Source organism: Rugamonas apoptosis (genome assembly GCF_014042355.1).
Classification (GTDB): Bacteria; Pseudomonadota; Gammaproteobacteria; order Burkholderiales; family Burkholderiaceae_D; genus Rugamonas; species Rugamonas apoptosis.
The window spans coordinates 62,596-84,194 of record NZ_JACEZU010000009.1; the positions used below are offsets into that span (position 1 = coordinate 62,596).

16 protein-coding genes are annotated in these 21,599 nt (G+C 66.2%); 2 read left to right on the forward strand and 14 right to left on the reverse strand.

From position 1 onward, the window contains the following. Window positions 1–17 precede the first annotated feature (17 nt). The 10 genes from pbpC to H3H39_RS18325 form a co-directional block, all read right to left on the reverse strand. Window positions 18–2,126: a penicillin-binding protein 1C gene (gene pbpC / locus H3H39_RS18280; RefSeq protein WP_182155167.1), complete on the reverse strand. Its 2,109-nt coding sequence runs from the start codon at window positions 2,124–2,126 to the stop codon at window positions 18–20. Next, on the reverse strand, window positions 2,126–7,930 hold the full coding sequence (locus H3H39_RS18285) for an alpha-2-macroglobulin family protein (protein WP_182155168.1): 5,805 nt from the start codon (window positions 7,928–7,930) through the stop codon (window positions 2,126–2,128). The genes pbpC and H3H39_RS18285 overlap by 1 nt, the downstream gene beginning before the upstream one ends. 184 nt (window positions 7,931–8,114) lie before the next feature. After that, complete coding sequence (locus H3H39_RS18290; RefSeq protein WP_182155169.1) at window positions 8,115–8,423, reverse strand: hypothetical protein; 309 nt, start codon at window positions 8,421–8,423, stop codon at window positions 8,115–8,117. Next, window positions 8,365–8,985 (reverse strand): nucleotidyltransferase domain-containing protein, encoded by a 621-nt coding sequence (locus H3H39_RS18295; RefSeq protein ID WP_182155170.1) that lies wholly within the window; start codon window positions 8,983–8,985, stop codon window positions 8,365–8,367. Before H3H39_RS18295 ends, H3H39_RS18290 begins: the two co-directional genes overlap by 59 nt. An 81-nt stretch (window positions 8,986–9,066) precedes the next feature. Further along, entirely contained in the window at window positions 9,067–10,407 is a 1,341-nt protein-coding gene (rlmD, locus tag H3H39_RS18300) for a 23S rRNA (uracil(1939)-C(5))-methyltransferase RlmD (RefSeq protein WP_182155171.1), read from the reverse strand. 202 nt (window positions 10,408–10,609) lie between these two features. Beyond that, a complete protein-coding gene (gene rpoS / locus H3H39_RS18305) occupies window positions 10,610–11,635 on the reverse strand; it encodes an RNA polymerase sigma factor RpoS (protein WP_182155172.1) in 1,026 nt (341 codons plus the stop codon). Window positions 11,636–11,644: 9 nt separating this feature from the next. Then, window positions 11,645–12,574, reverse strand: a complete 930-nt coding sequence (locus H3H39_RS18310) for a peptidoglycan DD-metalloendopeptidase family protein (RefSeq protein ID WP_182155174.1) — start codon at window positions 12,572–12,574, stop codon at window positions 11,645–11,647. A gap of 78 nt (window positions 12,575–12,652) precedes the next feature. Further along, entirely contained in the window at window positions 12,653–13,555 is a 903-nt protein-coding gene (locus H3H39_RS18315; RefSeq protein ID WP_182155176.1) for a protein-L-isoaspartate(D-aspartate) O-methyltransferase, read from the reverse strand. Next, on the reverse strand, window positions 13,552–14,289 hold the full coding sequence (surE, locus tag H3H39_RS18320) for a 5'/3'-nucleotidase SurE (protein ID WP_182155178.1): 738 nt from the start codon (window positions 14,287–14,289) through the stop codon (window positions 13,552–13,554). The genes H3H39_RS18315 and surE overlap by 4 nt, the downstream gene beginning before the upstream one ends. Before the next feature lie 116 nt (window positions 14,290–14,405). After that, complete coding sequence (locus H3H39_RS18325; protein ID WP_182155180.1) at window positions 14,406–15,020, reverse strand: tetratricopeptide repeat protein; 615 nt, start codon at window positions 15,018–15,020, stop codon at window positions 14,406–14,408. Between the two features lie 184 nt (window positions 15,021–15,204). On the opposite strand from H3H39_RS18325, the gene H3H39_RS18330 reads away from it, so the two are divergent. Next, window positions 15,205–16,185 carry an NADPH:quinone oxidoreductase family protein gene (locus H3H39_RS18330; protein WP_182155182.1) on the forward strand — a complete coding sequence of 327 codons (981 nt, stop codon included), beginning with the start codon at window positions 15,205–15,207 and terminating at the stop codon, window positions 16,183–16,185. Window positions 16,186–16,304: 119 nt separating this feature from the next. Here H3H39_RS18330 and yoaA read toward each other — a convergent pair whose 3' ends face one another. After that, window positions 16,305–18,350 (reverse strand): DNA repair helicase YoaA, encoded by a 2,046-nt coding sequence (gene yoaA, locus H3H39_RS18335; RefSeq protein WP_375540445.1) that lies wholly within the window; start codon window positions 18,348–18,350, stop codon window positions 16,305–16,307. A 107-nt stretch (window positions 18,351–18,457) separates the two neighbouring features. After that, window positions 18,458–18,658 carry a YdcH family protein gene (locus tag H3H39_RS18340; RefSeq protein WP_182155475.1) on the reverse strand — a complete coding sequence of 67 codons (201 nt, stop codon included), beginning with the start codon at window positions 18,656–18,658 and terminating at the stop codon, window positions 18,458–18,460. A gap of 197 nt (window positions 18,659–18,855) precedes the next feature. On the opposite strand from H3H39_RS18340, the gene H3H39_RS18345 reads away from it, so the two are divergent. Continuing rightward, window positions 18,856–19,662: a PP2C family protein-serine/threonine phosphatase gene (locus tag H3H39_RS18345; RefSeq protein WP_182155184.1), complete on the forward strand. Its 807-nt coding sequence runs from the start codon at window positions 18,856–18,858 to the stop codon at window positions 19,660–19,662. A 1-nt stretch (window position 19,663) separates the two neighbouring features. Here the strand turns inward: H3H39_RS18345 and H3H39_RS18350 are convergent, their stop codons facing one another. Then, window positions 19,664–20,389, reverse strand: coding sequence for a hypothetical protein (locus H3H39_RS18350; RefSeq protein WP_182155186.1), 726 nt, complete (start codon window positions 20,387–20,389; stop codon window positions 19,664–19,666). A 53-nt stretch (window positions 20,390–20,442) separates the two neighbouring features. Further along, window positions 20,443–21,540 (reverse strand): cell division protein ZapE, encoded by a 1,098-nt coding sequence (zapE, locus tag H3H39_RS18355; protein WP_182155188.1) that lies wholly within the window; start codon window positions 21,538–21,540, stop codon window positions 20,443–20,445. Window positions 21,541–21,599: the final 59 nt, after the last annotated feature.

Genomic DNA, 21,599 nt, shown 5'->3' on the forward strand with positions numbered 1-21,599 from the left:
CGCGGAACTCCCCTTGATTAGCGCACGTGGAAGCGGGTTTCGGCGATCACGCGGGCATCGGCGTCGACCAGCGCCAGCAGGTGCGGGCCGGCCACGGGGCGCCAGGCGTAGTCGGCGCCGGCCTGCCCCAGCAAGGCGCCGTCCAGCCGCCATTGCAAGCCCTGCCCGGCCTGGGCCTGGAAGGTGACGCGCTGGCTGGCGTCGGGAATATCGGGGTCGATGGCGATGATGCTGGACTGGCCCGGATACAGGATGCGCGGCGCCCGGCGCCCATCGTCCAGCAGCGCCACCACCGGCGATTCCGTCCCGGCCAGGAACCATTCGGCGCGCGGGGCTTCCAGCGCGGGCTGGAACGCGATCTGGCGCCGCAGCACGCCGGCCGGCGCGGCCGGGGCGCGGCTGGGCTCATGCTGGTGCAGATAGTCGATCACGTCGCGCCACACGGGCGCGGCGCCGCTGACGCCAGACACGTCCCACATCGACTGCCCATCGAAATTGCCGACCCAGACACCCACCGTATAGCGCTCCGTATAACCGAGGCACCAGTTGTCGCGCATGTCCTTGCTGGTGCCGGTCTTGACGGCGCTCCAGACGGTGGTGGCCAGTTCGTTCTTCAGGCCGAAGGTCACGCTGCGGGCGGCGCGGTCGGCCAGCATGTCGCTGACGATAAAGGTGGCGCCGGCGTCGAGCACGCGGCCGCGCACCTGCGGTGGCCGGGGCAGCAGACCGACCGTCCCTTGCAAGCCACCGCTGGCCAGCGTGCGGTAGGCGTTACTCAACTCCAGCAGACTCACTTCGGCCGAGCCGAGGGCCAGCGAGTAGCCGTAGTATTCGGCGCCTTCCGTCAGGCTGTCCAGCCCCAGTACATGCAGGCGCTCGTAAAACCGGTCCAGCCCCGTCATCAGCAAGGTGCGCACGGCCGGCACGTTGAGCGAACTGGCCAGGCTGGTGCGGGCGCTCACATAACCCTTGAATTCCTTGTCGTAGTTCTGCGGGATGTACAGGCCGGACGGGGTGGAAATATCGATCTGGCTATCCTCCAGCAACGACGCGGCCGTGATCAGGCGCCGCTCCAGCGCCAGTTGGTACAGGAAAGGCTTAAGCGTGGAGCCGGCCTGGCGCAGCGCCGTCACGCCATCGACATCGCTGCCGCCCGCGTTGCCGACATAGGCCAGGATGTCGCCGCTGGCGTTGTCGAGCACGACGACGGCGCCATCGTTCACGTTGCGCGTGCGCAGCGCCATCAACTGCTGGCGCAGCGCGGCCTGGGCGTAGCGTTGCAGGTCGCCATCGAGCGTGCTGCGCACGGCCCCCCCCCCCTCCCTCAGCAACTGGCGCGCCACCTGCGGCGCCGGCGGCAGCGGCGATGCCAGCAGCGGGCGGCCCAGCGCCAGCACCGTGCCCTGCTCGATGGCGGCGCAGCTGTCGGCCATGCGCAGCTCGCGCGCCAACGCGCATGCGCGGCTGGCCACTTGCCGTGCCGGCGCCTCCGGCGCGCGCAGCAGGCTGGCCAGGATCACGGCTTCGCTTTGATTGAGCCCCGATGGCGCCTTGCCGAACAGGCCGCGCGCTGCCGCGCCCACCCCTTGCAGCTCGCCCCGGAACGACACCAGGTTCAGGTACGCTTCCAGGATCTGCGGCTTGCTCCACCCGGCTTCAAGCTGGCGGGCGGCCATCGCCTGGTCCCATTTCTGGCCCCAGCTGCGGCCTGCCGCCCCGCCCCGCATGGCCGGGTCCAGCTGCGCGGCCAGCTGCATGGTGATGGTGGAGGCGCCACGCGCGCGCTTGCGCCACAGGTTGTCCCAGGCCGCCTTGCCGATGGCCTTCAGGTCGACGCCGTCGTGCTGGTAAAAACGCTGGTCCTCGGCCTGCAGTACGGCGCCCGGCAAACTCGGTGAGATGTCTTCCAGCGCCACCCACGGCAGGCGCCGCACCTTCAAATTGACGCGCAACGATTGCACCGGCTGGCCGTGGCGGTCCAGCAGTTGCGCATCCGACGGCAGATAGGCGGCCCGCACCTGCTCTGGCGTGGGGATGGCCGATACGCCATCCGGCGCGGCCACCGCCGGCGCGCCTGCCAGCATCAGCGCCGCCAGCAGCAAGGCGACGGTTACTTCTCTGCCCATCACTGCACTCCCAGCACCGCGTTGGGCGACTGCCCGAACATCTCGGGACTGTACATGGCTTCCACCCGCGTGGGCGGCAACACGAACTGGCCCGCATTATTCAAGCGCACCGTGTACTCGACGCTCCATTTGCCTTTCGGGATGAAGGCGTAATAAGCCCTGAATGCCTCGAAGCTGCGCTCCTCGAACGCGGGCCAGGTCCAGCCGGTACGCTGTTCGCCACCACTCAGTATTTTGGAATCGCGCCCCAATCCCGTGCCCAGCACACTGGCGCCGGCCGGTATCGGATCATCCACCACCACCCAGGTCATGTCAGCCTGCGCCTCCAGGTCCAGGTGCACCCGGTACACGTCGCCGCGCGACCATACGCCAGGCACCTTGCGCTCGATGGCCGTGACCGTGCGGCTGATGGTATAGCCGCTCGATTGCGGTTTTTGCAGCGGGATGGCGGCCAGGCTTTGCACCGTCACCCACGGCTTGCCCTTGCCCGCATGTTCCAGTTGCAGCTGCCCTTCCCCGCGCGGCCAGGGCAGCATGGCGCTGCCGCCGGCGACGGTTTTATCGAAGGCGATGCTCTTGCTCGATTCGGCCAGCGACGCGCTGCTGATACCCGTCACCGGTACCGCCTCGAACTTGCGGGTGAATTTCTCGAACGCCAGCACCCCCCAGGTGTTGGCCACCGTGGTGCGCCAGTGGCCTTGCAGCTGCCGTCCCAGCGCGCCGCGCGCCAGCCGGCCCATGTCCGCCTGCCAGGACGGGTCGTCCCTCACGGCCAGCAGCAGGCGGTTGGCGTTGGCGTCGGGCGAGGCCATCAGCCACCACCAGTCGTCGTTGCGTTCAGTGGAAAAGCCCATGGTCGTGCCTTGCAGGTTCAGGCGCGTGCGCAACACCTGCTGCACGTGCGCCATCCGCTCGGCGTGGTGGGGCAGTCCGGCGCTGCGTTGCAGGATCAGATACCAGTCGATGACGGCGGAGGTGGGCCACAGATCCGGCGCCAGCGTGAACGACTCCAGTTCCCGCGCCTCCACCGGACGGCTGCGCGACAACGCTTCCAGCGCGGCCAGCTTGCGCACCGCCAGATCGGCCGTGCGCAGCGCGGAACCCCGGATCACCTTGCCCTGGACGAAGCCCAGCAAGCCCTCCTCCATGCGCGACTTGAGTTCCGGCGGGATCTCATACGCCGCCTCGTCGGCCGCCGACAACACGTAGGCCGTCAGGCTGTCGCTGCCCTGGTCCATGATCGGGAAATACTTGAGCAGGCCATCGGCGTCCATGTGCGCCTGCAGTGTGGCCACCAGCGTTTGCCAACGGTCACGGTCCTGCAAGGCGATGGCGCGCGACGCCCGCTGCTCCAAACAGGTGTAGGGATAGCTGCGCATGTACTCGCGCACACCGGGCAGCTCGTTGCCCAGCCGCGCGCTGAACGTGGCCTGCACCCCGCCGCGGCCGGGAATGGCGCCCGCCGGCAGCCGCACCGTCATATTGTTGGTTTTCTCCAGTTGCAGCAGCGTGGCCTGCACCGTGCGCACCGGCACAGCCGGCACCACCTTCTGCCGCACGCGCAGGCGGTCGGCCGAACCAGCGACGGCGACGGCACCGTCGTTGCCGTGGACCCCCGCGCTCACGTCCCATTGCAATTCCTCGGCGCCAGCCGGCGCCTGGTAATCCCAGCCGATCTCGCGCGCCTGGCCGGCCGCCAGCGCCAGCTTTTGCGGCGCCAGCGCCTTGCCGCCCACGCTGGCGCCCAGGTCCACCTGCACTTCGCCTTCCGTCGTGTTGCGCAGCGTGAAGCCGGCGTGGAACTTGTCGCCTTCCCGTACCAGCGCAGGCAGGCCGGATAACAGGATCAGATCCTGCGTGCTGCGCACCTCCGTGCGCCCGGTGCCGAACAGGTCGGCGTCGGCGCTGGCCACGGCGACGATGCGGAACGCCGTCAGCGAGTCATTCAGCGGCACCTGCACCGTGGCCTCGCCGTTGGCGTCCAGCGTCACGCGCGCCTTCCAGAACAGCAGCGTATCGAACAATTCCCGGCCCGCGCCCTTGCCGCCGCCGCCGCCGGCCGGCACCGCCTTGCGGCCGAAGTGGCGCTTGCCCACCACCTGCATCTGCGCCGTCGCCGTCTGCACCTGCAAACTGCGCTGGCCCATCATCGCTTCCAGCAGTTCCCAGCTGGCATTGGGCATCAGCTCCAGCAAGCCCACGTCCACGGCCGCCAGCGCCACCTCGGCGCCGGCCGGCGCGGGTTTGCCGTCGGCGCGGGTGACCTTGACGGCCACCGTGGCCCGCTCGCGGATCTTGTACACCGGCTTGTCGGCACGAACCTGCACCTTGAGTTCATTGGCCGACCAGCCCACCCGCAGCGGCGTGATCCCCAGCTTGTAGGCCGGCTTGCCCAGGTCCACCAGCGCCGTCGGCTGCACACCGGCTACGCGCCCGCGCACCACCAGCGCCGACACATAGACGTTGGGCGCGTACTGCGGCTTGACGGGAATCGTGAACACGGGCGCGCTGCCCGACAACTGGCGCACATAGGTGTCGATCACACCTTCGCGCTCCACCGTCACCAGCGCGGTGGCGGCGCGGAACGGCATGCGCAACTGGAAGCTGGCCGTGTCGCCCGGCTCATAGCGCTTCTTTTCGGGCAGCAGGTCGATGCGGTCGTTGTCAGTGGCCTTGAACCACCAGTCGTCGCCGTCGGCCACCCAGGTTTCGCGGTTGGTCACGGCTTCGTGGCCGGCGCCGTCGCGGGTACGGGCACGCAGGATCAGGTTGCCCGCCGCGGGCGCCTTGACCTCGCAAATGAGCAGGCCCTTGCTGTCGGTCCTGCCTTCGCAGGCGGCGCCCAGTGCCTTGATCTCGCTGCTGTTCTCGTAGGCGTAGAAGCCGCCGATCAAACGCCGCCGGTGCGAGTAGTTCTCGCGCTGGAAGTAGTCCACGTTGACGGGGGCGTCGGCCACCGGTTTGCCCTGCAGGTCCAGCACCACCACCTGGAACTTGAGCGCGGCGCGGCTCATCACCCAGCCGTCGGGCTGGATGCCGATCACATAGGCCGATGGCCACAGTGCGATGCCGGTGGACGCGGTCAGCGTTTCGCCGTTGGCGTCCTGGTAGGACATTTCTGCCACCAGCTGGCGCGGTACGGGCGATGGCGTCAGCCCATCCAGCGCCACGCGGGCGCCGCCGGCCCGGTCCAGCGTCAGCTCGCGCGTGCGCGCCGCCGCTGGCGATGCAGACTGGTCGCCGCTTTCATCGTAGCCGCCTTCATCCTCATCGAACACGGGCGCATCGTCCTCCTTGCCCACGCGGACGTCGCCGGCGCTGAAGGTGAAATCGCCATAATCATCGAACTGTACGCTCTTGGGTTGCACCATGGTGCGCAACTTGACGGCCGCGCCACCGGCGCCGCCACCGGACAGGTAGCTGAGCTGCACATCCAGGTCCACGCTGCTCGCCTGCACGGCCGGCGTCTTCGGTCCCTGCAAAATGGCTTTCATGGTCGGCACGCGGAACTGTTCGACACGGAAGCGCCCCGCGCTCTGCCCGCCCAGCATGATTTCATACCAGCCCTGCTTGGCGTCGGCCGGAATCACCCACTCGTTGGCGGCCGTGCCGTTGGCGTTCCAGCGCAGCGGCAGTTCGTATTTCTGCTCGCTGCCTTCATGGATGACGAACATTTTCTCCGGCAGCGCGGCGCGGTCCTGCACGCCCAGGCGGCGGGCGCGCCAATCGCGGTTGCTGGTGCGCGGCTCGTCGCTGGCCCGCACATAACGGATGCCCTGCTCCACGTGGCGGCGCAGGAAGTGCTTCATGTGCACCGTTTCGCCGGCCCGCAATAAGGTCCGGTCGAACACGGTGGCGGCGATGATGTTGTCGGCCTCGAAGTCGTCGGTGGGCACGTTGAAGCGCCAGGTCTCGATGCCGCGGTTCCAGTTCGACAGCGTGAACGTCATGTCGCCACCGCTGCGGGCGCTGACGAAATAGCCGTCGTTGCCGCGGCAGGACGACAGAGCCAATTCCTGCGCGATGCTGGCCACGCCCTGCGCGTTGGACGTGCCTTGCCACAGCAACTTGCCGGCGCAGTCGCGCACCGCCACCTGCGCGCCGGCCACCGGTTGCCCCTTGTCGAGCGAGGTCACCCACACCAGCGATGAACTGGCGCCATGCTTGAAGTGCGCCACCAGGTTGGTCACCAGTGCCGCCGCGCTGACGTAGGCCGGCGATGGCTTGGCGTTGAGCGCCTCCCCCAGTTTGGGGCTGGCCAGTTCCACCACATAGAAACCGGGCTTGCGCAGCGGGATGCCCACCACTTCAAAGGCACGCTTGCCGCCCGGCTTGGGCAGCGTGAAATGGTCCACGGTCGCGTCCTTGTCACCACCCAGCAATGCGCGCGGCATGTCTCTCGCATACAGCTCGCCAGGTTCCCAGCTGTCGTTGCCGTAGGACAGACGTTTGAGCCAATCCATCACCTGCTGGTCCTGCTGGTCGGCCACGCGCAGCATGGCGCCCTTGACGGTGGCGTCCTTGGCGGTTGCGTCTTTGGCGGGGGCGCCTTCGACCCGCGCCACATTCCCCGCCAGCACGGGCTCCACGTTGCGCACCGTGACCGGCAGCATATGGTCGCCACGCGCTTCGATAATGCCGAAGCGGGCCGGGAACTTGACCAGCGGTGGTTGCGCATCCATCCGCACGGCGAGTGGGAAGCGGCCCTGGTTCAGCAGGGAGCGGCCGGCATCGTCCTTCAACGCGGGCGGCAGCGACAGCATCAACTTGCTCTGCTCAGGGAACGGTCCGGCGATGGTGACGTTGCTGACGTATTCTGCCTTCTTCTGCTCCTTGTCGACAGCGGCGCTATAGCTCTTGCCGCCCGGCCCCGTCAGACGCACGGCCAGCGCGTCGGCCATGCGCACGGGTGCGGAGAAGTCCAGCCGCACCGGCAGGAACGGGATGCAGCCGCCCTTGGGCTGCAAACGTTCGCAGCTGAAGCGGGCCGTGAAGTCGGGCCGCGTCTTGTAGCTCAAGGTCTGGTCCTGCGTGTTGGCGACGCCGCTGTCGGCCGCGATGCCCGCGCCCCACACCAGCGCCACACGCGCATCGGCCGGCAAACGGCGTTTGCATTGCAGGACCACGATGGGCAACTGCTCCAACCGCTTGCTGCGCACGCCCGTGGTGGCGCGCCACACCACGCCACGGGCGCGGAAGTACAGCGACAAATAGCGTTCCGTGAAATCCTTGCGCTGGGCCAGGATCTGATCGCGCTCGGCGCCGGCCAGCACACGCACGGGAATGCGCTCGTTGATGCCGTCGGCGCGGCACCATGCATGCTCGGTCACCGTCTCCTCACGCGGCAGCGCGTCCAGGCCCAGCACGAACACCTGCTGTTCGTCGACCACCATACTGCCCTCGCGCGGCATGGCCTGCACGATGGCCGGGCCGCCCGTGTTGAAGCCGAACGGCGCGCTGTCGGCCAGCGGCTGGCCGGCCAGGTTCTTCAGGCCGGGCTTGAGCGTGAAGCGGCAGGCCACGCCACCCGGCAGGTCGCGCGCGAAATCGTAGCTCCAGTTGGCGCCGTCGATCCAGCGGCCGCTGCCCGCTTCGGGGCAATCGATGGTGAACGGGTCGGCCAGGGCCAGGTCGCCAAATGCCACCATCTGCGTATTGAAGCGCACCTGCACCTGGCGCACGGCCTTGGCCGCGCCGCCGGGCGAAAACGACAGCACACCCGGCGCCGCCAGCGCGGCCAGGGGCAGCGACAAGGCCGCGCAGCATAACAACATCAAAGCGAGAATACGACGCAGGACAGGCATGCCGGCTCCAGTGGGTGTCGCAGCACCGAGCTGTCGGTGCACGAACACGGGCGGCCTGGCGCATGCTTCAGGAATGAGGGGGATGAGCCAGTGTTACAAAGGCGCCTGCGGCTGTCAATAAAATTATAAAAAAGCCATTACAAAAGCGACGTCGCGCATCGCGAACAGCGGCTGGTGGCAACAACTAGCAGAAGTCCGGCCGATTCTCCTTGAGCCACGACTTGACCAGTCCCAGAAGCCCACGCGCCTGTCGTTGGCACTCCTCCACCGCAGTGGGCGTCGTGGAAGTGCGATAGCCGTTGGCCCACAGTGCTGCCATCGCGCACTGCATGATGCATTTGTAGGCCGCGTCGAAGCGATTTTCATCACTGATGGCCGTGATGCTCGCGTCATGCAAATTGCGTTCCGCAGCAGTCAGAAGACGTTGAATATCTTCACGCCGGGCGCTGAACGCGATGAGACTCTGGGTCGCCAACAAGTTTTGCAAAGTCATCTGCGCTCCCGATCAAAAAGAGCTGAGGCTGCTCGACCACTTCACGCGCCCATGTGTTGCCCGATGCGAGCTTGGCGCAAAAGTCATCCGTACGATAGACCACCGGATTGATTTCCCGCTGCACTACTTCCTGTGCCGGATGCAAGGCTTCGACCACTTCGGCAAACGCGATGTCCCCCAAGACCAGCACATCCAGGTCTGAATGCGCACTCGCCTCACCACGCGCCACCGAGCCAAACACCAGCGCACACTGGATGCGGGCGGCCAAGGGTTGCAGCGCCTCGGTCAGAACGGTGGCCATGCCCGTAGTCTTGAGCAGCAGACCGGCAAGCTCCGCATGCACGGGACAGTCAAGATTGGCGCGATAATGCACCTGATTGCCTACATGCTGCCGAGACAGGATACCGGCGTCGGCGAGCTTGTTCAATTCCCGATTGATACTACCTGGCAATGCATCAAGCCGGCGCGCCAGTTCCCTGACATGAAAGGCGGTGTCAGGATGCAAAAGCAGGGCCGACAGCACACGGGTGCGTAATGGACCAAGGAGGAAGTTGGCAAGCATAATCCGAATGTATCACAAAGAGAGTCAATCGTCTCTTTTTTGGATACAATCTTTAACCGCCAACACCCTAGGCGTGTCGGCTCAAACGAGGTCGAACACCGCCATCGATTCCACGTGCGAGGTGTGGGGGAACATGTTGACCACGCCGGCCTTGCTCAGCGTGTAGCCGGCCTGGTTGACCAGCACGCTGGCGTCGCGCGCCAGCGTGGACGGGCTGCACGACACATAAACGATGCGCTTGGGCAGCAGGTCGGGGCGCACTGCGCGCAGCGCGCCCAGCGCTTCGCTGACGGCCATGGCGCCGTCGCGCGGCGGGTCGATCAGCATGCGGTCGAACTTGCCCAGCGCGATCAGGTCTTCCACCGTCACTTCGAACAGGTTGCGGGTCGAGAATGAGGTCTTGGCCGACAGGCCGTTGGCCTTGGCGTTGTCGAGCGCACGCTCCGTCAGGCTGGTGCTGCCTTCGATGCCCACCACTTCGCGGCCCTGGGTGGCCAGCGGCAGCGTGAAGTTGCCCAGTCCGCAGAACAGATCGGCCACGCGGTCTTCCGCCTGCACGTCCAGCAGGCCCAGCGCCTTGTGCACCAGCACCCGGTTGATGTGGTGGTTGACCTGGGTAAAGTCGACCGGCTTGAACGGCATGCGCACGCCGAATTCAGGCAGCAGGTAGTGCAGTTCGCGGTCCAGCGGGTAGTAGGGAGCGGCCGTGTCCGGGCCCTTGGTCTGCAGCCAGAACTGGATCTGGTACTGGTCGGCGAACGCTTTCAGCTTGACTTCATCGTCGGCCGTCAGCGGCGCCATGATGCGCAGCACCAGCGCCGTCACGTCCTCGCCCACCGCCACTTCGATCTGCGGCACCTGGTTGTACAGCGACAGCGAGCCGATCAGTGCGCGCAGCGGCAGCAGCATGTCCGACACGTGCGGCGGCAGGATCTGGCAGCTGCTCATGTCGGCCACGAACACGGATTTCTTTTCGTGGAAGCCGACCAGCACCGCGTTCTTCTTGGCCACATGGCGCACCGACAGGCGGGCGCGGTAGCGGTAACCCCAGGTGGGACCGTACATGGGGCGCATCACGGTCAGCGGTTTGACCTTGCCGATATGCCACAGGTTATCTTCCAGCACGCGCTGCTTGATGGCGACCTGGGCCGACGGCTCCAGGTGCTGCATCGAGCAGCCGCCGCAGTTATCGAAATGCACGCACTTGGGTTTGACCCGCAGCGACGATTCCTTGTGCAGGGCCGTCATGCGGGCCGCTTCCCAGTTTTTCTTTTTCTTGAACGTCTCGAAGCTGACCCGCTCACCCGGCAGCGCGCCTTCGACAAACACCACCTTGCCCGGCGAGCCGTCTTCATTGTCGATGTGGCCGACGCCACGGGCGTCCATGTCGAGCGATTTGATGTCGATGATATTTTCTTGCATAACGTTCAATCAATGAGGGAGGCACAGGCCGGCCGGCGGGACGCCAGGGCGGGCCGTATGATAGCAGAAAGCGGGGCCGGGACGCTGCGCCGGCGGGCCGGCAGGCCGTTGCAAAATGAGCGCAGCGCGGCACGGCGGCGAAGACCGTGGGCCTGCGCGGCCAGCAGCCGCAATGACGCCGCGGTCATGTTGCGGCCGTCGCTTACAGGAGGGAGTCGCGCACCACGCCGCGGGCGGCCATGGCCCGTTTCAGCTTGACCAGTGCTTCCTGCTGGATCTGGCGCACCCGTTCGCGGGTGACGCCCATTTCCTCGGCCAGGGTTTCCAGTGTGGCCGGATCGTCGTTATCCAGGCCGAAGCGGCGCATGATGACGATGCGCTGCTTGTCGGGCAGCTTGGTGAGCCAGTCGCGCACCAGCACCGTCATTTCATGGTGTTCGGCGCGGGCGTCGGGGCTGTCCTCGCTGTCGCCGGGCAGCATGTCCATCAGCGAGGACTGGGGGTCGTTGTCGAGCGGCGCGTCCAGCGAGGTGGCGTGTTCGGACAGGGCCAGGATGTCCTGCACCTCCTCCACCGGCCGGCCCACCAGTTCCGCGATGTCCTCTGCGGTCGCGTCCTTGCCGTTGTGGTGGCGCGCCTCCAGGTGGTATTTGCCGCGCAGGATCTGGTTCAGCTCGCGCACCATGTGCACCGGCAATCGCACCGTGCGGGCCTGGTTCATGATGGCGCGTTCGATGCTCTGGCGTATCCACCAGGTGGCGTAAGTGGAGAAGCGGAAACCGCGCTCCGGCTCGAACTTGTCGATGGCCCGCATCAGGCCGATGTTGCCTTCCTCGATCATGTCGAGCAGCACCACGCCGCGGTTGATGTAGTGCTTGGCGATCGACACCACGAGGCGCAGGTTATGCTCGATCATGGTCTGGCGGGCGCTGAAATCGCCCTGCTTGGCCAGGGTGGCGAAATGCACTTCCTGTGGCGCCGTCAGCAGGGGGCGGGTGCCGATCTGGTTCAGGTAGTGCTGGGTGGTGTCGGTCGACAGCTCGGCCGCCAGCACCTTCTTGAGTTCGTCGACACTTTCCAGCACCGTGCCCACTTCCACGGCCGCCTCGCCATCGGCCGGGCCATCACCATGGTCGATCGCGTCGACGGCGATGTCGTCGCCCGGCTCGTCCGGAAATTCATCCGGCGCCGGGTCGTCTTCCAGCGGGTCGTGCGGCGTGTGTGTCATAACGGTACGCTAACGGTTAGGCAGGAATTTGGACGGATCGACCGGTTTGCCCTGCTGCCGGATTTCAAAGTGCAGCTTGACGGCATCAGCATCCGAATCGCCCATCTCGGCAATCACTTGTCCCTTGTTCACACTCTGGCCCTCCTTCACCACGATGCTGCGGTTGTGGGCATAGGCCGACAACAGGCTGTTACTGTGCTTCACAATGACGAGATTACCATAACCACGGATGCCGCTGCCGGCATACATGACTTTTCCCGCGCCGGCCGCCACGACTTGCTGTCCGGCACGGCCGGCGATGTCCACGCCCTTGTTCTTGCCTTCGTCGAAACTGGCCACCACTTTACCGTCGGCCGGCCACATCCAGCTCAGTTTTTCGTCATCGGCGCCCAGCGCCGGCACGGCGGGCGCGGCCGGCTGCGGCAGCGAGGCCGGCTTGACCAGCGCCACCTCGGTGCGCTCGGCACGCTCGGGCGCCACGCCGTCGGCCTTTTGCAGTTCGGCCAGGGTGGCGTCCGTGTAAGGCCGTTTGTCGCCCTTGGGCCCGGTCTTGCGGGGGACGGGCGCGGCCGGCGGCGCCTTGGTGTCAGGCGGCATCGCCACGGCCGAAGTTTGCACGGCGGCGCTGTCGGGCGGCTGCACGCGCAGCACCTGGTCGACCTTGATATCGTCCGGGTTGGCCAGGTTGTTCCAGGTCGCGATGTCGCGGTAACTCTGGCCGTGTTCCAGCGCGATGCGGATCAGGGTGTCGCCTTTCCTGACCGTGTACAAGCCCCGTTCGTCGCGTTCTTTCTGCGCTTCCTCGCTGGGGGTGACAGGTTTGGATTGGGGCGCGCCGGGCATGCGTTCGACCACCGGCGCCTGGTTGGGGGTGGTGGTACAGGCGCTCAGCAGGGCGAGCGTCAGGGTCGCAACTAACAGGGAACTTTTATTCGTCATTCTCATCTTAATCTGTGTATTCGGTACTCAGGGCAGTGTGTCGCCCGGTGGTTGGCGCGGCGCCGGCACATACCGTACTTAGACGGTGCCTGGGCGCAACGGCACGAAATGGCAATCTTCCAGCGTGGTGCTGACCCACTCGGCCTTGGCCGTGCGCGTGATCAGTTCCAGGTGCTGGGCGCGGGCGCCCACGGGCGCCACCAGCCGGCCGCCGATGGCCAGCTGTTCCAGCAGCGCGCGCGGCACTTCCAGGCCCGCCGCGGCCAGAATGATACCGTCAAATGGCGCGGCCTGCGGCAAGCCTAGCATACCATCTCCATAGTGCAAACGCAGGTTCGGCACGCGCAGCGGCCGCAAATTGGCCTTGGCCAGCTCGTGCAGGGGCTTGATGCGCTCGATCGACCACACCTCGCGCGCCACGCAAGACAGCACGGCCGCCTGGTAACCGCAGCCGGTGCCGATCTCCAGCACCCGCTTGAGTTCGCCCCCGTTGCGCATCACTTCTATCATGCGCGCCACGATGTAGGGCTGGGAAATGGTCTGGTGGTGGCCGATCGGCAGCGAGGCGTCGATATAGGCCTGGGCCGCCAGGCCCTCCTCCATGAACAGGTGGCGCGGCACGGTATCGAGCGCGGCCAGCACCACGCCATCCTGCACGCCCTGCTTGGCCACCCGCTCCACCATGGCGCGCCGCACGGCGTCCGACACCAGCGGATTGCCGCGCGGCGCGGGGGCGGCGGCCTGCACGGCCCGCTCCAGCGCCTCGCGGTGCGATTTGGACGGCGAGGCGACGGCGCGGCCGGCCTGGTACAGCGATTGGGCGGGCGCACCGCCCCGGCTGGCATGCTGGGCGGCGTTCAGGGCCGCGTTCTGGGTCGCCGTCTGCGGCGTGGCGACCGGTCCCCGCACGACCGGCTTCTTGCCGCCCGCATCGACCACCGAGGACAGGGGTAAGGGGAAAGTGCGGGGTTTGTCGTTCATGCCAGGCCCGATGCCAGCACGTCGAGCTGGCTCTTGTGGGTCAGATCGATCTGCAGCGGCGTCATCGACGTCCAGCCTTGGGCGCAGGCATGGAAATCCGTGCCCTCGCCGGCGTCGCGGGTGGCGCCGGGCGGTCCGATCCAGAATATTTCCTTGCCGCGCGGATCGAAGGCCTTGATCACCGGTTCAGCCTGGTGGCGCCGGCCCAGCCGGGTGGCCACCACCTTGTTCAATTGTTCGTATGGCCGGTTCGGGATGTTGACGTTGAGCAGGTAGGGACTGGGCAACGTGGCGCCGTAGCGCTGAATGATGTCGCGCGCATGGCGGGCCGCGTCCTCCACGTGTTCCCAGCCATACGAGCCCTGGGAAAACGCGATCGAGGGGATGCCAAAAAGATAACCTTCCGTGGCCGCCGCCACCGTGCCGGAATACAGCGTGTCGTCACCCATGTTGGGGCCATTGTTGATGCCCGACACGACCAGGTCGGGCCGGTAATCGAGCATGCCGGTCAGCGCCACGTGGACGCAGTCGGTGGGTGTGCCATTAACAAAATAGAAACCATTGGCGGCGCGCTGGACGGACAGGGGCCGGTCCAATGAAAGCGAGTTCGATGCGCCGGAACGGTTGCTGTCGGGTGCCACCACCACGATATCGGCGATGGGCGCCAGCGCCTCGGCCAGGGCGTTGATGCCGGGCGCCAGGTAGCCGTCGTCATTACTGATCAGGATTCTCATACGCCGATTTTACCTGAAGCAATGCCCGTACTGCGCATGGCCGGGCACCGGCGCGCAGATAAATTTCCAGCCTGCCGAATACGCCCCCACGACCATCCCCGCCGCCCCTGCCGCCGCTAGCGAGGCGTGCCGCGCGGCGCGGCCAGCCAGCCTTCCAGCGCCAGCAAGGCATCCTGCCGGTACCGCTCGCCCGCCGGTTCGCGCGCGCCCAGCAAGGTCGACTCCAGGTCGCCGAGCGCCTGCAACGGGTCCGCGCCGCCCTCTTCCGGCACGCCGGCCTCCTGATACAGGGCCGCCATGGCCGGCTCGCCCAGCCGGCGCTGGATATCGGCCAGCCGGGCCCGCGCCTGGCGCGTGTCCGCATGCTCCGGACCCTGCTGGCGCAAACGGGCCCGCACTACCCGTTCGGCCAGGCTGCGGGCCGTGTCCAGTTCATCCAGCTGGGCCAGGATGCCGGCCAGGGCCATCTTGGCGCGCAGCGTGTCGCCATGTTCGGCCCCAAGCAGGCGCATGCGCGCGGCCAGCACCTGCTCCTGCACGTCGCGCGCGATGCGCTGGTCGATGTCGTCGCCGCCGCCCAATTGCTCACTGTCCACGAACAGTTCTTTTTCCGAGTCGAAATGAGGTTCCAGATAGCACTTGAGCGCCTCGGCCAGATCGTTCTTGAACTTGCTCATGTACGCATGCTGGCCATGCGCGTAGCTAAAGAAACAGCCGTAGCGGATCGTCATCACATCCCCCTCCGTTTCTTCCCCTGAGCTGACTGACGCCCCCACTCTAGCGCCGCGCCCGCCCCACACTTTGCGCACACGCAAAGGCGCACTGCCGCACACGACAGTCGCGCATTTGAGGCATAATAAAAAATCTAACGGTCGTTCTATTTTATTTCCACCCACCAACGAGGAAACCACAATAATGAAAGCCATCGTCTGCAAGGCATGGGGACTGCCCGACACCCTCACCCTGGAGGAATTACCTGACTTGCAGCCAGCCCCCGGCCAGGTGGTGCTGGACGTGAAGGCGGCCGGGGTCAACTTCCCCGACGTGCTCATCATCCAGGGCAAATACCAGGTCAAGCCGGCGCTGCCGTTCACGCCCGGCAGCGAAGTGGCGGGCGTGGTGCGCGCCGTGGCCGACGACGTGCAGGGGTATAAAGTGGGCGACCGCGTGATCGCGTTCGCCGGCCAGGGCGGCTTCGCCCAGCAATTGGCCGTGCCGGTGCAGGCGTTGATGCCTATGCCGGCCGACATGGACTTCGACACGGCGGCCGCCATCACCCTCACCTACGGCACCTCGCACCACGCGGTGGTGGACCGGGCCGGCCTGAAAGCGGGTGAAACCATGCTGGTGTTGGGTGCGGCCGGCGGCGTGGGACTGGCCGCCATCGACATCGGCAAGGCGCTGGGCGCGCGCGTGATCGCGGCCGCCTCCAGCGACGCCAAGCTGGCGGTGTGCAAGGCGCACGGCGCGGACGTGCTGGTCAACTACAGCAATGACGACTGGCGCGACGCCGTCAAGGCCGCCACGGATGGCAAGGGGCCGGACGTGATCTACGACCCGGTGGGCGGGGTGTACGCGGAACCGGCGTTCCGCAGCATCGCCTGGCGCGGGCGCTACCTGGTGGTGGGTTTCGCCAACGGCGAGATTCCGCGCCTGCCGCTGAACCTGGCGCTGCTGAAAGGCGCGTCGCTGATGGGCGTGTTCTGGGGCGAGTTCGTCAAGCGCGAACCGAAGGCCAACCTGGCCGCCATGACCCAACTGCTGGGCTGGCTGAAGGAAGGCAAGATCCAGCCCCACATCTCGGCCCGCTATCCGCTGGCCGACACGGCGGCCGCACTGAACGACATGGCCGCGCGGTTGGTGACGGGCAAGGTGGTGATTTTGCCGGAAGCGTAAGCGCACAACGGGACAAAAGAATCGGGGACGGACCCCAATTTTCGCTATGCGGAAATTGGGGTCCGTCCCCGATTCCTGGTCCCCGGTTCTTCGGTGCTTTATCCGGCGGCGATCCCGGCTCAAGCCTCGGGCAGCGCCGGCTGGGCGTCCTTGTCGCGGAAGAAGGCCAGCACGTCGTCCTGCTCGCGCGTGCGCTTGAACGACGGCAGGCTTTGCCAGATGCGCCGTCCGTATGGTTTGGAAATGACGCGCGGGTCGCACAACATCAGCACGCCACGGTCACCTTCATCGCGGATCAAGCGGCCGGCGCCCTGCTTGAGGTTAATGATCGCTTCCGGCAAGGTGTGGTGCATGAAGCCGTTCATGCCCTGCTTTTCCATCACTTCGATGCGGGCCGCCAGCACGGGATCGTCGGGCGGCGCAAACGGCAGCTTGTCGATGATCACCAGCGATAGCGCGTCACCCCGCACGTCCACCCCTTCCCAGAAACTCTGGCTACCGATCAGCACGCCATTACCGGCCTTGCGGAACTGGTCCAGCAATTCCGTGCGGCCCTTGTCGCCCTGCACGAACAGGGGGAACGGCAGATGGCGCTTGGCGAATTCATCGCGCAGGCGCTCGGCGGCGCGCTTGACGGCGCGCAAGGTGGTGCACAGCACGAAGGTCTTGCCGCCGGCCGCCTCGATCACGGGCAAAGCCTTGTCCAGCACGGCGTCCGTGTAGCCGATCGAGTTCGGGTCGGGCAAGCCTTGCGGCACGTACAGGATGCCTTGCTGTTCGTAGTTGAACGGGCTGGGCCAGGACATCGACAACTCGTTCGTCAGCCCCATCTGGTTGGCGAAGTGGCTGAAGTCGTTCTTCACGGCCAAGGTGGCCGAGGTGAAGATCCAGCTGCGCGGCACGCCTTCGCGCTGGCCGTTGAAGATGGGCGCGATCGACAGCGGCGTCTTGTGCAGTTGCAGCGACATGGTGTAGGCCTCGACCCAGAACACGGCTTCCTCGCCCTTGTCCACCTTGGCCTTGGGATCGTACTTCCACGCGGCCAGTTGCTGGGCCAGCTCGACGCCGCGCACCCGGCACTGTTCCAGCGTCTCGGCCCGGATCGCCTGCGTGTCGAGCACGGCGATCAGGCCGTCGAGTTCATCCTTGAGCGTTTGCAGGGCCGGGAAGAAGTCGCTCGATGGCGCGATCTGGGGCAGCGACAGGCGTACAATGTCTTGCGGGAAGGTCAGGCGCAAGTCGCGCGCCGCCTTCTCCACCACCGTCACGGTCTTGCCCCAGTCGGCGCCGTCGCGCGCGTGGGCCAGGCCCTCGGCCAGCACGTCGCGGCACAGTTCCAGCACTTGCGAGGTGGAGAAGGTGTCACCGAAGAACAGCGTGGCCGTATCGGGCAGCTGGTGCGCCTCGTCGAAGATGATGGTGTTGGCCGACGGCAGCAGCTCGGCCACGCCCGTGTCCTTCAAGGCCACGTCGGCAAAGAACAGGTGATGGTTAACCACCACCACGTCGGCCTGCTGGGCTTCCTTGCGGGCCTTCATCACGAAGCAGTCCTGGTAGTACTGGCACTCGGCGCCCATGCAGTTTTCGCGCGTGGACGTGACCAGGTTCCAGATCATGGCATTCTCGGGCACCCGCGCCAGCTCGGCCTTGTCGCCGGAACTGGTCATCTTGAGAAAGCGTGAGATTTCACGCAGATGGCCGACGTCGTCGCGCGAGGTCATGCGGCCGTTCTGCAGCGTGCGTTCCAGGTGGTAATGGCATACGTAGTTGGAGCGGCCCTTGAGCAGCGCCACCGACACGGGCGCCTGCAAGGCGGCGCGCACGGTGGGGATGTCGCGCAGGAACAATTGATCCTGCAAGTTCTTGGTGCCGGTCGAGACGATGGTCTTGCCCCCCCACAGCAAGGCCGGCACCAGGTAGGCGAAGGTCTTGCCGGTGCCGGTGCCTGCTTCCGCGATCAGGGTCTGCTGCTCGGCGATGGCTTGCGCCACGGCCTTGGCCATCTCCGTCTGCGAACGGCGCGGGCGATAGCTGCCCACGGCCGGCCCCAGCGGGCCGCCGGCGCCGAACAGGCGTTCGATCTCGGCATCGTGGCGGCCCGGTACGTGCGGCACGGCGGACGAGGCGGCGGGAGCGGGTGCGGCAGCGGATACGCGCGCGGGCACGGCAGACGCGGCGGGCGCGTCCGACTCAGCCGGCGCGGCGGCGGACGGTAACTGGGGTTCGGTCAAAATAAGCTTTATGGTGGCGTGCGGGCGCCAGTCGTCGGGCGTCAGGCCGGGACGTCAGGCACCAATTGCATTTTCAGCAATGTGATATAGTCTTTCAGCTGCAGTTTACGCTTTTTCAGGCGCCGCAGTTGCAGCTGGTCGTGGTGTCCATCCCGCGTCAGCATTTCGATCACCGCGTCAAGGTCGCGGTGTTCCACGTCAAGTTCTATCAGGCGTCGCTGTATTTCTTGTGCATCAGTCATGGTGAGGTTTTCTGTTACAAATTGTTCCGTGCGTTCCGGGCAGATACGCATACAATCCAAATAGTTTCGCTTAGCCAACAACCATGCTTGCAACAAAACCGCGTAACGGTGCATAGTTTAATCTACGCCAGCCCAGCCGCCAACAGAATTGATGTAGAGAACGCCACGGCTAGCCCAGCCGGGATACAGTGTGAGATATGAGCGCCTATAAAATCGAAGCCGGCACGGCCCAGCATATCGGCAACCGGGCCCAGCAAAATGACCGGGTGGCCCTGTACACGGCCGCCCAGGCGCCCGGCTACGTGCTGGCCGTGCTGGCCGACGGCGTCAGCGGCGGCCCCATCGCCTCCGAGCAGGTGCTGCTGACCAGCAAACACCTGTTCGACGAATTCCGCGTGGGCGACACACCCAACCTGCAACGCCTGGAAGAACTGCTGCGCAACATCGCACAGGAGGCGCACGAGGTGATCAAGATGACCCCGATCGCCGCCAGCAGCGAGCCGCACAGCACGCTGGTGTTGCTGGCCCTCACGCCGCAGCGCCAGGCCGTGTGGGCTTGCGTGGGCGATTCGCGCCTGTACCGCTTCGCCGGCCAGACCTGCGCTGCCCGCAGCAACGACGCGGCCTATGTGGACCACCTCGTCACCGACGACAAGCTGCCGCTGGAGGCGGCCAAGAAACACCGCAGTTCCAAGCTGCTCAGCAACGTGCTGGGCAACCACCTCAAGCCGCCGTTCGTCACCGTGGGCCGGCACGAAGGCTTGCAGGCCGGCGACGCCTTCCTGCTGTGCTCTGACGGCCTGTGGCAATACTTCACCGACCTGGAACTGGCCGCCGCGCTGGCGCGCAACGCGCCGCGCCAGGCCTCGGAATTGCTGATCAACAAGGCCATCGAACGGGCCGCCGGCAAGGGCGACAACTGCTCGATGGCCATCATCAAGCTGGTCGCGCCACCCAAGGAAAAACCCAGTTACACCGTGCAGCGCCTGAAACGGGCCGTCTGACTTATTGCTTGAGCGCCGACGCGGCGGCCGCTGCCGCCGCAGCCGCTTTCTTGCGCTCGGCTTCCTCGCGCGCGGCGCGCCTGGCGCCCGCTGCCTGCTTTTTCCTGGCGATGGCTGCTTTGCGCTCGACCGATTCCTGCTGCTTGCGCTCATAGGCGGCCGCGTTGGCGGCGCGCCGGGCGGCGCCGGCCGCTTCGTCGGCTTCATGGCGCTGTTCGCGCGCGTCGTGCTCGGCCTGACGCTCGGCCAGCGACGGGCCGGCTTTGGGCGCGGACGGCGCCACGTCAACCGGGGCCGGGGTCTTGACCGGACGCGGCTGGGCGGCCCGCGCGGCCTGTTCTTCCTCGTCCTTGCGGGACCGCTCGGCCAACTCGGCGTCACGCTTGTTGACGGAGTCCTGGCGCTTGAAATGGCTGGCCTCCACTTCCACCGCGCGCAAGTCGGACAACGCCACGCGCCGCCTTTCGCGCGCCTGGTCCAGGCAGCGGTTGACGAAGAACTTGTCGTAGCAGACTTGCTCTTCCTGCGCGTAGCGCGCATGCACGGCGGCGCGCTCGCGCGCCACCTGCTCCAGCGTGGCGTCGGCCTGCTCGACCGAGTGGGTGGCCGGCACCCGTGGCTCGCCCAGCGGAGCCTGGCCTATGTTCTGGGCCTGCGCCGGCGCCGACAGGGTCGCGCCGAGCAGCGGCAGCAGCAACGCCAGCTTCAGGAAAGTGGTTGGTGTCATGTTCAGTTTCAGTTGCGGTTACGCGTGATGCGTTTTGCCGTATGCCTTATACCTTATGCCAGCGCGTCAGCCGCGCCGCGCTGTTCCTTGTCCATGTAGTCGCGCGACTGCATCTCGACGATGCGCGAGACGGTGCGGTGGAACTCGTTGGCCAGGGTGCCGGTCGTGTACAGCTCTTCCGGCTCCACCTCGGCCGACATCAGCAGCTTGACCTTCTGATCGTAGAACACGTCGATCAGCCAGGTGAAGCGGCGCGCCTCGGAAGACATGGCCGCCGACATCATGGGAATCCCGGACAATATCACGGTATGGAAGCGGCTGGCGATTTCCAGGTAATCGTTTTGCGAGCGGGGACCGCCGCACAAGGTGGCGAAATCGAACCAGATGGTGGTGCCGGCCCGGCGCAAGGCGCGGATTTCGCGGCTCTCGATGCGCACCACCGGGTCTTCGTCGGCCGATTCCGCCACGCTGGCGTAGGCTTCGCGCAGCGCGTGGTCGGTGGCCGCGCCCAGCGGCGTGTAGTAGGACTGCACCTGCTCCAGCGCGCGGCCGCGGTAGTCGATGCCGGCGTCGATGTTCATCACGTCCAGCTTCTCGTACAGCAGGCGGATGGTGGGCAGGATGCGGTCGCGGTGCAGGCCGTCGGGGTACAGCAGCTGCGGGTCGTAATTGGAGGTCATGATGAAGGCCACGCCGTTGTCGAACAGGGCCGACAGCAGGTTGTACATGATCATGGCGTCGGCCACGTCCGAGATGTGGAACTCGTCGAAGCAGATCAAACGGTATTTCTTGGCGATGCGGCGCGCCACTTCGTTGAGCGGATCGGCCACGCCGGTCAGTTCATCGAGCTGGCGGTGCACGCCGCGCATGAATTCATGGAAGTGCAAACGGGTCTTGCGCACCACCGGCACCACTGAATAGAAGCTGTCCATCAGGAAGGACTTGCCGCGCCCCACCCCGCCCCACATGTACACGCCGCGCGGCACGCCGGGGCGGTTGATCAGGCGTTTCAGGCCGTTCGAGCGCTGGCCCTTGTAGGCCACCCACTCGTCATAGCACTTCTGCAGGCGGTCGACGGCGCGCTGTTGTTCAGCGTCGGCCTTGAAATCGCGCTGCTCCAGCGCATGCTGATAAAACTCTTGGACGTTCATGGAATTCACTTCAGTGCGACGGCTGCACAAAAAAAACGGCGGGCCTGCGTCCGCCCTAC